Annotated in this window: 11 protein-coding genes; 9 read left to right on the plus strand and 2 right to left on the minus strand. The window is 70.0% G+C overall.

What is annotated here, in order from left to right:
• Positions 1–255 precede the first annotated feature (255 nt).
• The gene (locus tag CR938_RS04155; RefSeq protein WP_162123806.1) at positions 256–879 is read right to left on the minus strand and encodes an OmpW/AlkL family protein; all 624 of its coding nucleotides are present in this window, start codon (positions 877–879) and stop codon (positions 256–258) included.
• A gap of 371 nt (positions 880–1250) precedes the next feature.
• Between CR938_RS04155 and aceF the strand changes: the two genes are divergently transcribed.
• Complete coding sequence (gene aceF / locus CR938_RS04160) at positions 1251–2666, plus strand: dihydrolipoyllysine-residue acetyltransferase (RefSeq protein ID WP_162123807.1); 1416 nt, start codon at positions 1251–1253, stop codon at positions 2664–2666.
• A gap of 12 nt (positions 2667–2678) precedes the next feature.
• A complete protein-coding gene (gene lpdA, locus CR938_RS04165) occupies positions 2679–4790 on the plus strand; it encodes a dihydrolipoyl dehydrogenase (protein ID WP_162123808.1) in 2112 nt (703 codons plus the stop codon).
• A 79-nt stretch (positions 4791–4869) separates the two neighbouring features.
• Here lpdA and CR938_RS04170 read toward each other — a convergent pair whose 3' ends face one another.
• Positions 4870–5694, minus strand: a complete 825-nt coding sequence (locus tag CR938_RS04170; protein ID WP_162123809.1) for a hypothetical protein — start codon at positions 5692–5694, stop codon at positions 4870–4872.
• 344 nt (positions 5695–6038) lie between these two features.
• On the opposite strand from CR938_RS04170, the gene CR938_RS04175 reads away from it, so the two are divergent.
• From CR938_RS04175 to atpG, 7 genes are all read left to right on the plus strand, one after another.
• Positions 6039–6407, plus strand: a complete 369-nt coding sequence (locus CR938_RS04175) for a hypothetical protein (protein ID WP_233581615.1) — start codon at positions 6039–6041, stop codon at positions 6405–6407.
• 72 nt (positions 6408–6479) lie between these two features.
• Positions 6480–7277 (plus strand): F0F1 ATP synthase subunit A, encoded by a 798-nt coding sequence (atpB, locus tag CR938_RS04180; RefSeq protein WP_162123810.1) that lies wholly within the window; start codon positions 6480–6482, stop codon positions 7275–7277.
• A gap of 64 nt (positions 7278–7341) precedes the next feature.
• Positions 7342–7632 (plus strand): F0F1 ATP synthase subunit C, encoded by a 291-nt coding sequence (gene atpE, locus CR938_RS04185; protein ID WP_162123811.1) that lies wholly within the window; start codon positions 7342–7344, stop codon positions 7630–7632.
• A 99-nt stretch (positions 7633–7731) separates the two neighbouring features.
• The gene (locus CR938_RS04190) at positions 7732–8202 is read left to right on the plus strand and encodes a F0F1 ATP synthase subunit B (RefSeq protein ID WP_162123812.1); all 471 of its coding nucleotides are present in this window, start codon (positions 7732–7734) and stop codon (positions 8200–8202) included.
• A 5-nt stretch (positions 8203–8207) separates the two neighbouring features.
• Positions 8208–8735: a F0F1 ATP synthase subunit delta gene (locus CR938_RS04195; protein WP_162123813.1), complete on the plus strand. Its 528-nt coding sequence runs from the start codon at positions 8208–8210 to the stop codon at positions 8733–8735.
• Positions 8736–8809: 74 nt separating this feature from the next.
• On the plus strand, positions 8810–10357 hold the full coding sequence (gene atpA / locus CR938_RS04200; protein ID WP_162123814.1) for a F0F1 ATP synthase subunit alpha: 1548 nt from the start codon (positions 8810–8812) through the stop codon (positions 10355–10357).
• A gap of 84 nt (positions 10358–10441) precedes the next feature.
• The gene (atpG, locus tag CR938_RS04205) at positions 10442–11305 is read left to right on the plus strand and encodes a F0F1 ATP synthase subunit gamma (protein ID WP_162123815.1); all 864 of its coding nucleotides are present in this window, start codon (positions 10442–10444) and stop codon (positions 11303–11305) included.
• Positions 11306–11378 lie beyond the last annotated feature (73 nt).

Genomic DNA, 11378 nt, shown 5'->3' on the forward strand with positions numbered 1-11378 from the left:
CGCGCTCCCCGGCCGGTCCCACCCCGCTCGTGTGGGGGGGAGGGGCGGTGGCGGTGGTGGGGAGCCGCCCCCGGCGGGCGGCGCCGGGGGGGGGGGTGCCGCCAATCTGGGGGGGCGGCGGCTGTTTTCTTTCGCCGGGGGGGGGCGGGGGGGGGCCCGGCCCCCGCCCCCCGCGGCGGGCCCTTCCCGGCGCGGGCCCGGGGGGGGGCGGGCCCGGGGCCCCCCCCGCCGGTGTTGCCGCGGTGCCGCGGTGGATCAGAAGCGGGCGCCCACGCCCACCCCGACCACCCACGGATCCAGCTCCAGCTCCTGGCCCGTGCCCTGGCCGGCCACGCGCACGTCCGGACGCGAACGCATGTAGCGCAGGTCGGTGCGGGCGAACCAGGTCGAGTTGATGTTGTAGTCCAGGCCGACGGTGCCGATGGCGCCCTTGGCGGTGTCCAGGCCCACGTGGGCGCCGTCGCCGCCGATGGTCTCGTGGCTGAAGTTGGACTGGTAGTAGCCCAGGCCCACGAACGGGCGGAACACGTTGTCCGGCTGGCCGAAGTGCCACTGGGCGCTCAGCGCCACCGGCTGCTGGTCGACCGTGCCGACCTTGCCGGCGCCGTCCGCGCGCACGCGGTGGTTGAACTTGTCGGCCGCGCCCCACAGCTCCACGCCGAAGTTGTCGGTGGCGTGCCAGGTGGCGCTGATCGTCGGGGCCGGATCGCCGTCCACTCGGAGGCCGTTGCCCGGGTCGGACGGATGCAGGTGCGACAGGCTGCCGACCACGGAGAACCGCTTGCCGGCGGCCGAGTCGCCGGCCTCCTGCGCGAACGCCGGCGCGGCCAGCGCCAGGGCGGGCAGCAGGGCCAGGGAGAGAGTGCGAATGGACCGCATGGGGGAGTCTCCTCTTTCGTTGTTGTAGTGCCCTTGGAGTGGGCGCGGCCGAAGCTAGGCGCCTGCGCATGAACCGTGCCCTGACCGCGGCCGCAGGCGGCCGCCGTCGTTCAGGCAATGGCCGCAAATGCCCGTGGCGCGGGCGTTCCGCTGCGCGGACCGGTTCAGTCGGGTGGGCGCGCGGTGAAGGCGGGCGGGGCGGCGGAGGGCGCGCTTGCGCGGAGGAAGGTTCCATTCGCAACCGGCATGCGCATACCCGGGCGTATTGCGGCGCAGCACGCACCGTGCACCCTGCGGAGGTTGGCGGGGGGCACGCGCGCGGCCACAATAGGACCTCTTTTCCCCCACGCTAGAACCGCCGGAGTCTTGGCATGGCCGAAATCAAGGAAGCGCGTGTTCCCGACATCGGGGACTACAGCGACGTACCTGTCATCGAAGTCCTCGTCGCCGTGGGCGACTCCGTGGCCAAGGACCAGGGCCTGGTCACGCTGGAATCGGACAAGGCGACGCTGGAAGTGCCTTCGCCGTTCTCCGGTGTGGTCAAGGAGCTGAAGGTCAAGGTGGGCGACACCCTGTCCGAGGGCAACGTCGTGGCCCTGATCGAGGTCTCCGGGGACGCCGCCGCCCCGCCGCCGGCCGCGCCCGCCAGGGCCGACGCTCCGGCCCCGGCCAAGGCCGCCACCGTCCCGGCCGCCGAGACCGGCGCCAGGGTCGAGCCGGTGGCCGTGCCGGAGAAGAAGGATCCGGTGGTCGCGCGCGAAACCGCGGCGCGTCCGGGCACCGACCCGGAGATCGCGCCGCCGCGCACCCCGCCGGTGGAATTCAACGCCGACAGCGTGCTGCCGGAGAAGGTGCCCTACGCCACCCCGGCGGTGCGCCTGTTCGCGCGCGAGCTGGGCGTGGACCTTTCCAGGGTCACCGGCACCGAGCGCGGCGGCCGCATCACCCGCGAGGACGTGCAGCGCTACGTCAAGTCCGTGCTCACCGGCGGCACGGCGCCGGCCGGCGTTGCCACCGGTGGCGGCGGCCTCAACCTGCTGCCCTGGCCGAAGGTGGACTTCGCCAAGTTCGGCGAGGTCGAGACCCGGCCGCTGTCGCGCATCAAGAAGATCTCCGGCGCCAACCTGTCGCGCAACTGGGCGATGATCCCGCATGTGACCCAGTTCGACCAGGCCGACATCACCGACCTGGAGGCCCTGCGCCTGCAGCTCAACAGGGAGAACGTGCAGCTCAACAGGGAGAACGAGAAGGCCGGCATCAAGGTGACCATGCTCGCCTTCCTGCTCAAGGCCTCGGTGGCGGCGCTGAAGAAGTTCCCCGAGTTCAACGCCTCGCTGGACGAGACCGGCGAGAACCTGGTGCTGAAGAAGTACTTCCACATCGGCTTCGCCGCCGACACGCCCAACGGCCTGGTCGTGCCGGTGATCCGTGACGTGGACCGCAAGGGCGTGCTGGAGCTGGCCCGGGAGACCGCCGAGCTGGCGAAGAAGGCGCGCGAGGGCAAACTGGGCCCGGCCGAGATGCAGGGCGGCTGCTTCTCGATCAGCTCGCTGGGCGGCATCGGCGGCACCGCGTTCACCCCGATCATCAACGCGCCGGAGGTGGCCATCCTCGGCGTGTCGAAGTCGTCCATGCAGCCGGTGTGGGACGGCAAGCAGTTCGTGCCGCGGCTGATGCTGCCGCTGTCGCTGAGTTACGACCACCGCGTGATCGACGGCGCCGCCGCCGCACGCTTCACCGGCTACCTGGCGCAGGTCCTGGCGGACATGCGCCGCGTGCTGCTCTGAGGGGGGGCGGCGATGGCGAACACGATCGAAGTGAAGGTCCCGGACATCGGCGACTACCACGACGTGCCGGTGATCGAGGTGCTGGTCGCGCCGGGCGATGCCGTGCGCAAGGACCAGGGCCTGGTCACCCTGGAGTCGGACAAGGCCACCATGGAGGTGCCGGCGCCGGCCGACGGCGTGATCCGCGAGGTCCGCGTGCAGGTCGGCGACAAGCTGTCCGAGGGCAGCGTCGTCGCGATCCTGGAAACCGGAACCGGCGGGGCCGCGGCGCCCGCGCCGGCCGCCGCCCCTGCGCAGCAGCCCGCGTCCACCCCGGCCGCGGCGCCGGCCGCCGCCGCGGCCGGCACGGTCGAGGTGCAGGTGCCGGACATCGGCGACTACCGCGACGTGCCGGTGATCGAGGTGCTGGTCCAGCCCGGCGAGCGCGTGCGCAAGGACCAGGGTCTGGTCACCCTGGAATCGGACAAGGCGACGATGGAAGTGCCGTCGCCGGCCGACGGCGTGGTGCGGGAGATCCGGGTCAAGGTCGGCGACACCCTGTCGCAGGGCGACGTGGTGGCCGTGCTCGACGCGGCCGGCGCCGCTGCCGCCCCCGCGCCGGTGGCGCCGGCCGGCAAGCCGCCGGTGGCTCCGTCGCACCGCGCGCCGGCCGAGCCGGCCGCGCCCAGGCCGGCGCTGGACAGCGGCCGCCCGGCCGACATCGAGTGCCGCATGGTGGTGATCGGCTCCGGCCCCGGCGGCTACACCGCCGCCTTCCGCGCCGCGGACCTGGGCCTGGACACCGTGCTGGTCGAGCGCTATCCGACCCTGGGCGGCGTGTGCCTCAACGTCGGCTGTATCCCGTCCAAGGCGCTGCTGCACGCGGCCGCGGTCATCGAGGAGGCCACGCACGCCGGCGACTTCGGCGTGGAGTTCGGCAAGCCGAAGATCCACCTGGACAGGTTGCGCGCCTACAAGGAGAAGGTGGTCGGCCAGCTGACCCACGGCCTGGCCGGCATGGCCAGGCAGCGCAAGGTGCGCACCGTGCAGGGCGAGGCCCGGTTTGTCTCCCCGCACGAGCTGGAGATCACCGGCGCGGACGGCAAGGTGCAGCTGCTGCGCTTCCAGCAGTGCATCATCGCCGCCGGTTCGCAGGCGGTGAAGCTGCCCAACTTCCCGTGGGGCGACCCGCGCATCATGGACTCCACCGATGCGCTGGCCCTGGCCGAGGTGCCGAAGAAGCTGCTGGTCGTGGGTGGCGGCATCATCGGCCTGGAGATGGCCACCGTGTACAGCGCCCTGGGCGCGCAGGTGACCGTGGTCGAGTTCATGGACCAGCTGATGCCGGGCGCGGACAAGGACCTGGTCAAGCCGCTGGCCGACCGCCTGAAGAAGCAGGGCATCGAGGTGCACCTGAAGACCAGGGCGGCCACGGTCAAGGCGGACAGGAAGGGCATCACGGTGTCCTTCGAGGCCGCCGAGCCGGGCCAGAAGCCGGCGCTGGAGTCGGGCACCTGGGACCGCGTGCTGGTCGCCGTCGGCCGCGCGCCGAACGGGAGGAAGATCGACGCCGAGAAGGCCGGCGTGCAGGTCACCGAGCGCGGCTTCATCCCGGTGGACCGGCAGATGCGCACCAACGTGCCGCACATCTTTGCCATCGGCGACATCGTCGGCAACCCGATGCTGGCGCACAAGGCCACCCACGAGGGCAAGCTGGCCGCCGAGGTGGCCGCCGGCGAGAAGCGCGAGTGGGTGGCGCGGGTGATCCCCTCGGTGGCCTACACCAGCCCGGAGATCGCCTGGGTCGGCGTGACCGAGACCGAGGCCAGGGCCAGGGGCCTGAAGGTGGGCGTGGGCAAGTTCCCGTGGGCGGCCAGCGGCCGCGCCATCGGCATCGACCGCACCGAGGGCTTCACCAAGCTGATCTTCGACGAGGCCACCCACCGCATCATCGGTGCCGGCATCGTCGGCGTGCATGCCGGCGACCTGATCTCGGAGCTGGCCCTGGCCATCGAGATGGGCGCCGAGGCCGGCGACATCGGCCACACCATCCATCCGCCCCCGACCCTGGGCGAGACGGTGGCGATGGCGGCCGAGGTGTACGAGGGCACGATCACCGACCTGTACCTGCCGAAGAAGAAGTAAGCCGGCGCCGCTGGCACCGCAACGAAGAACCCCGGCCTGCGCCGGGGTTCTTCGTTTCCGCAGGTGTCGCCGGCGCGGTTCAGAACGCCAGGGTCACACCCACCACCGGCCCCTTGAAGCGCTGGTCCCAGCCGACGATGCCGTCACGGATGCCGTCGCCGGAGACCGTGCGCTTGATGTCCAGGCGGTACCACTCGTAGCCGGCGAACAGGCCGAAGTTGCGCGTGAAGCGGTACTCGGCCACGGCGTTGGCGCGGGTGATGCTGCCGTCGTAGTCGCCGAAATCGCCCCAGTCCGCGTCCAGGTACTGGCCCTGCAGGTTCAGCAGCCAGCGCTCGCCCGGGCGCGCGGTCAGGCGCACGCCGACCACCGGGGCGTAGCCGTCCTCGCTGGTGTCGTCGCTCCAGCGGTCCTCGCCGGCTTCCGCCACCAGGGTGGCCTTGGCCTTGGCCCACTCGGCGCCGATCTGCAGGCCCAGGCTGAAGGAATCGGTCTGCACCACCGAGTAGTCGTACAGGAGGCTGGCCAGCTGGAAGTCCAGCTCGGCCTCGGCGTAGCTGCCTTCCGGGATGGTGATGTCGTCGTAGGACAGGTCCTGGCCGAGGGTCTCGCGGCGGCTCTTGTCGTAGTTGAAGTAGTCGAACACCAGGCGCTGGCGCTCGGACAGGCGGAACATGCCGTCGATGCGCGGCACGATCTCGTCGCTGCCGAAGTCGAAGCCCTGGGAGAAGCTGTACGGCTCGTCCATGTAGGTGGTCGAGGCCGACAGGGTGGTCTCGGCGGAGGCGCTCATGGCACCCAGGCGCAGGGCGAAGCGGTCTTCGCGGGCATCCTGGGCGGCGGCTTGGCCGGCGCAGGCCAGCAGGGCGACGGCAAGCAGGGAGGAGGCGGGGCGCAATTGCATCGTTCGGTCGCGTATGGGGGTTGGGGGGCCGCAACTATGCGCAACCGCCTGTCCACGCCCCGTGAGCCGGGCGCAGACGCAAGGTGAAGGCCGATGCGACCAAAGGAGGCCCCCTACGAAAGACGAAGGCCCCGGTGGGGACGGGGCCTTGGCGGCGACGGATCGACGAGGTACTCCGCGGCTGCAGGGGCTTACGACCGGGATTTTCCCGGCAAGTTCCCGCCCGGGGGCCGTGACTTGCGTCGGTTGTCCCGCAAATTGTCCCGCTGCTATACTTTTGCAGCTCAACGGGCGCATCTGCTGCAGTGCAGCCTGGTTCCGCCTTCCCTCACAGGTACCGTCGCGTGATCAATTCCGTTGCCGCAGCCCGGCGACAGGCCGTTCGCGCGATTGCCTGGCAGGCGATGGCGACGCTGCTGACCGCGCTGGCCTGCCTCTGGCAGGGCTGGAAGGCGGGCGCGGCGGCGCTGGTAGGCGGGGCTGCGGTGCTGCTGGGCGGCTGGATCGCGGCCCGCATCGGACTGGGCGGCGGCATCACCGGGGCGGTTCCGGCGATGGCGCGGCTGCTGGCAGGGATGCTGGCCAAGTGGTTCGTCCTGGTCGCCGTGATGGTGATCGGGGTGGTCGCCCTGGGATTGCCCCCGCTGCCGATGCTGGTGGCGGCGGCGGTCTCGCTGGTGGCGCAGGTACTGGCCATGGCGCGACATCCCTGAACGGCTCAGGCCGACGGGGCCGTTATACCGCAACACACAACTCCAGGTCGTTAGCACAGGAAGATCGGACCTATGGCGGGCGAGGCGGAACTTACCCCTACCAGCTACATCCAGCACCACCTGCACAACCTGACCGCGCAGGTCGGCGAGGGCGGTTTCATGACCCTGCACGTGGACACGCTGGTGTCCTCGGTGCTGATGGGCCTGCTGATGGTGTTCCTGTTCTGGCTGGCCACCCGCAAGCCGACCGCGGGCGTGCCCGGCAAGTGGCAGGCCTTCGTCGAGATCTGCCTGGAGTTCGTCGACCGCCAGGCCCGCGACACCTACCACGGGACCAGCAAGCTGGTGACGCCGATCGCGATCACCCTGTTCTTCTGGATCCTGCTGATGAACATGCTGAAGTTCATCCCGGCGGACTTCATCGCCAAGCCGCTGGAGTGGCTGGGCGTGCCCTACTGGAAGCCGGTGCCGACCGCCGACGTCAACGCCACGCTCGGCATGTCCCTCAGCGTGTTCTTCCTGATGCTGTTCTTCGCCCTGCGCGCCAAGGGCTTGGGCCACTTCACGGCCGAGTTCCTGACTGCGCCGTTCGGCAAGTGGATGATGCCGTTTAACCTGATCCTCAACACGGTTGAATGGCTCAGCAAGCCGATCTCGCTGGCGATGCGACTGTTCGGCAACATGTTCGGCGGCGAGATCGTGTTCCTGCTGATCTGGGTGCTCGGCGGCGCCGGCATCCTCGGCATGCTTGGCGGTGCGGTGTTCGGCCTGGGCTGGATGCTGTTCCACCTGCTGGTGATCCCGCTGCAGGCCTTCATCTTCATGATGCTGTCGATCGTATACCTGAGCCTGTCCGAAGACAGCCACTGACCCTTTCAAGCTCCACCCTCGTCATCACCGTTTCACCACTCAGCTATCCGTTCCGGAGAAAACCATGGAAACCGCACTGACCGCCCTCGCTTCCGTCCAGGCTTCGACCGTTCTGGCCATCGGCATCATGATCGGCCTGGCCGCGCTGGGCGCCGGCCTGGGTCTGGCCATCATGGCCGGCAAGTTCCTGGAGTCGGCCGCCCGCCAGCCGGAACTGATCCCGGTGCTGCAGGTCCGCATGTTCATCACCGCGGGCCTGATCGACGCCGCCTTCATCATCTCGGTGGCCGTGGGCCTGCTGTTCGCCTTCGCCAGCCCGTTCGTTGGTCCGTTCCTGGCCCAGCTGGGCGGCTGATAGCGCGTCAGGGGGCGCCCGCCCGAGGCGGGCGCCGACAGGCATGGAGGAACCGCGCGGCGCCGCCGCCGGTTCCGTGACCACAGGCAGAGCGCACCAATGAACCTCAATCTGACCCTCATCGCCCAGGCGCTGGCCTTCGCCGGCCTGATCTGGCTGATCGCCACCAAGATCTGGCCGCCGCTGCTGAAGGCCATCGAGGAGCGGCAGCAGAAGATCGCCGAGGGCCTGGCCGCGGCCGACCGCAGCCAGAAGGACCTGGCCCAGGCCCAGGAAAAGGTCAACGAGCTGCTCAAGGAAGCGCGGATCAAGGCCAACGAGATCATCGACCAGGCCCACGCCCGCGCCAACCAGATCGTCGACGCCGCCCGCGAGGAGGCCCTGGCCGAGGCCGCGCGGCAGAAGGCCGCCGCCCTGGCCGAGATCGAGGCTGCCGCCAACCGCGCCCGCGAGGAACTGCGCAAGCAGGTGTCGGTGCTGGCGGTGAGCGGCGCCGAGAAGCTGCTGCGTCGTGAAATCGATGCCAGCGCGCACAAGGCGCTGCTGGACGAGCTGGCCGCCGAGATCTGACGACCATGAGCCAGGCCCTTACCCTTGCCCGTCCCTACGCCCGCGCCGCGTTCGCGGTCGCGCGCGACGAAGGCAGCATCGAAGCCTGGTCCCAGGCGCTGGCGTTCTCCGCCCAAGTGGCGGCCGACCCGCGCGTGGCCGGGCTGCTGCTCAACCCGGCGCTGAGCCACGAGGACGCCGTCCGGCTGGTCGCCCCCGAGGGCGCCGGCGGGTCCTTCCTCCGCTTCCTGGGGCTGCTGGCCGAGGCCGGGCGCCTGCGCCTGCTGGCCGAGGTGGCCGCGCTGTTCGAGCAGCTGCGGGCCGAGGAGCAGCGCGTGGTCAGGGCCACCGTCACCTCCGCCGCCGAGCTGTCGGCCGCCGAGCTCGAGAAGCTGCGCGCCGCGCTCAAGCGCCGCTTCGGCCGCGAGGTCGAGCTGCGCACCGCGGTCGATCCCAGCCTGATCGGTGGCGCGGTGATCGACGCCGGCGACGTCGTGATCGACGGCTCGCTCAAGGGCAAGCTGGCGCGCATGCAGGCCGCGCTGGCGGGCTGACGACGCGGGCGCAGCCAACAGACCAGTCACTCTTCTAGGTCGCCACCCCCGGGCGCGACTCCAAGGAATCCAACATGGCAACCACGCTCAACCCCTCCGAAATCAGCGACCTGATCAAGAACCGCATCGAGCAGGTCAAGCTGTCCGCCGAGGCCCGCAACGAGGGCACCGTGACCAGCGTGTCCGACGGCATCGTGCGCATCTACGGCCTGGCCGACGTGATGCAGGGCGAGATGATCGAACTGCCCGGCAACACCTACGCCCTGGCCCTGAACCTGGAGCGCGACTCGGTCGGCGCGGTGGTGCTGGGCGATTACGAGCACCTGCGCGAGGGCGACGTGGCCAAGACCACCGGCCGCATCCTCGAGGTGCCGGTCGGCCCGGAACTGCTGGGCCGCGTGGTCAACGCGCTGGGCGAGCCGATCGACGGCAAGGGCCCGATCAACGCCAAGCTGACCGCGCCGGTGGAGCGCGTCGCCCCGGGCGTGATCTGGCGCAAGTCGGTGGATCAGCCGGTGCAGACCGGCTACAAGTCGGTCGACGCCATGATCCCGATCGGCCGCGGCCAGCGCGAGCTGATCATCGGCGACCGCCAGACCGGCAAGACCGCGATGGCGATCGACACGGTGATCAACCAGAAGGGCACCGGCATCAAGTGCGTGTACGTGGCCATCGGCCAGAAGGCCTCGACCGTGGCCAACATCGTGCGCCGCCTGGAAGAGAACGGCGCGATGGAGCACACCATCGTCGTGGCCGCCACCGCCTCCGAGTCGGCCGCCATGCAGTACATCTCGGCCTACGCCGGCTGCACCATGGGCGAGTACTTCATGGACCGCGGCCAGGACGCGCTGATCGTCTACGACGACCTGTCCAAGCAGGCCGTGGCCTACCGCCAGATCTCGCTGCTGCTGCGCCGTCCGCCGGGCCGCGAGGCGTACCCGGGTGACGTGTTCTACCTGCACTCGCGCCTGCTGGAGCGCGCCGCGCGCGTCTCGGCCGAGTACGTGGAGAAGTTCACTAACGGCGAGGTCAAGGGCAGGACCGGTTCGCTGACCGCGCTGCCGATCATCGAGACCCAGGCGGGCGACGTGTCCGCGTTCGTGCCGACCAACGTGATCTCGATCACCGACGGCCAGATCTTCCTGGAGACCGACCTGTTCAACGCCGGCATCCGCCCGGCCGTGAACGCCGGCATCTCGGTGTCGCGCGTGGGTGGCGCGGCCCAGACCAAGATCATCAAGAAGCTGTCCGGCGGCATCCGCATCGCCCTGGCGCAGTACCGCGAGCTGGCCGCGTTCGCCCAGTTCGCCTCCGACCTGGACGAGGCCACCCGCAAGCAGCTCGAGCGCGGCCAGCGCGTGACCGAGCTGATGAAGCAGAAGCAGTACTCGCCGATGCCGATCGCCCTGCAGGCGATCTCCATCTACGCGGTCAACGAGGGCTACCTGGACGACGTCCCGGTCAACAAGATCCTGGCCTTCGAGGCGGGCCTGCACGCCCACTTCGTGAACACCCAGGGCGCGCTGGTCGAGCAGATCAACGCCACCGGCAACTGGAACGACGAGATCGAGGCGACCTTCAGGAAGGTCATCGAGGAGTTCAAGCAGACCGGTACCTGGTAAGGCAGCAAGGCGCGGGAGTGCGGGCAGGGCCCCGCGGCACCCCGTACTCCCACCTTCTCCACCCACGAGCGCAACGAGCGAACAATGGCAGGCGGACGCGAAATCAAAACCAAGATCAAGAGCGTGCAGAACACCCGCAAGGTGACCCGCGCGCTGGAGATGGTCTCGGCCTCCAAGATCCGCAAGGCGCAGGACCGCATGCGGGTGTCGCGTCCCTACGCGCAGGCCATGCGCCAGGTGATCGGCCACCTGGCCCAGGCCAGCACCGACTACCAGCACCCGTTCCTGACCGAGCGCAGCGAGGTCAGGCGCGTCGGCTACATCGTGGTCTCCTCCGACCGCGGCCTGGCCGGCGGCCTGAACAACAACCTGTTCCGCAAGCTGCTGGCGGAGATCCGCCAGTGGAACGCGCAGGGTGTGGAAGTGGACATGGTCACCATCGGCCAGAAGGCGCAGGCCTTCTTCCGCCGCATCAAGGTGAACATGATCGGCTCGGTCTCCCACCTGGGCGACCAGCCGCGCCTGGACCAGCTGATCGGCGTCATCAAGGTGATGCTCGACGCCTACACGGAGGGCACCGTGGACCGCGTGTTCGTGGTCTACAACCACTTCGTGAACACCATGAGCCAGAAGGCCACCTTCGACCAGCTGCTGCCGCTCCCGCCGGCGCAGACCGGGGTGCCGCGCCACGACTGGGACTACATCTACGAGCCGGACGCCGGCACCGTGCTGGAGCACGTGCTGACCCGCTACATCGAGGTGCTGGTCTACCAGGCGGTGCTCGAGAACGTGGCGTCCGAGCACGCGGCCCGCATGGTGGCGATGAAGGCGGCCAGCGACAACGCGACCAAGCTGATCGGCACGCTGAGCCTGGCCTACAACAAGGCCCGCCAGGCGGCGATCACCCAGGAGATCTCCGAGATCGTGGGCGGCGCATCGGCGGTCTGACACGGAACACCCGCAAGCGGTCGCGCCCCAGCGCGCCGACCTCCAGGAACAAACCTTCGGCGACCCGGTCGCG

The organism is Pseudoxanthomonas taiwanensis (genome assembly GCF_010093135.1).
In the GTDB taxonomy this organism is placed as follows: Bacteria; Pseudomonadota; Gammaproteobacteria; order Xanthomonadales; family Xanthomonadaceae; genus Pseudoxanthomonas; species Pseudoxanthomonas taiwanensis.

Coding starts and splice junctions, on each gene's coding strand:
- CR938_RS04155 (WP_162123806.1), bottom strand. CDS start 879: ATGCGGTCCATTCGCACTCTCTCCCTGGCCCTGCTGCCCGCCCTGGCG.
- aceF (WP_162123807.1), top strand. CDS start 1,251: ATGGCCGAAATCAAGGAAGCGCGTGTTCCCGACATCGGGGACTACAGC.
- lpdA (WP_162123808.1), top strand. CDS start 2,679: ATGGCGAACACGATCGAAGTGAAGGTCCCGGACATCGGCGACTACCAC.
- CR938_RS04170 (WP_162123809.1), bottom strand. CDS start 5,694: ATGCAATTGCGCCCCGCCTCCTCCCTGCTTGCCGTCGCCCTGCTGGCC.
- atpB (WP_162123810.1), top strand. CDS start 6,480: ATGGCGGGCGAGGCGGAACTTACCCCTACCAGCTACATCCAGCACCAC.
- atpE (WP_162123811.1), top strand. CDS start 7,342: ATGGAAACCGCACTGACCGCCCTCGCTTCCGTCCAGGCTTCGACCGTT.
- CR938_RS04190 (WP_162123812.1), top strand. CDS start 7,732: ATGAACCTCAATCTGACCCTCATCGCCCAGGCGCTGGCCTTCGCCGGC.
- CR938_RS04195 (WP_162123813.1), top strand. CDS start 8,208: ATGAGCCAGGCCCTTACCCTTGCCCGTCCCTACGCCCGCGCCGCGTTC.
- atpA (WP_162123814.1), top strand. CDS start 8,810: ATGGCAACCACGCTCAACCCCTCCGAAATCAGCGACCTGATCAAGAAC.
- atpG (WP_162123815.1), top strand. CDS start 10,442: ATGGCAGGCGGACGCGAAATCAAAACCAAGATCAAGAGCGTGCAGAAC.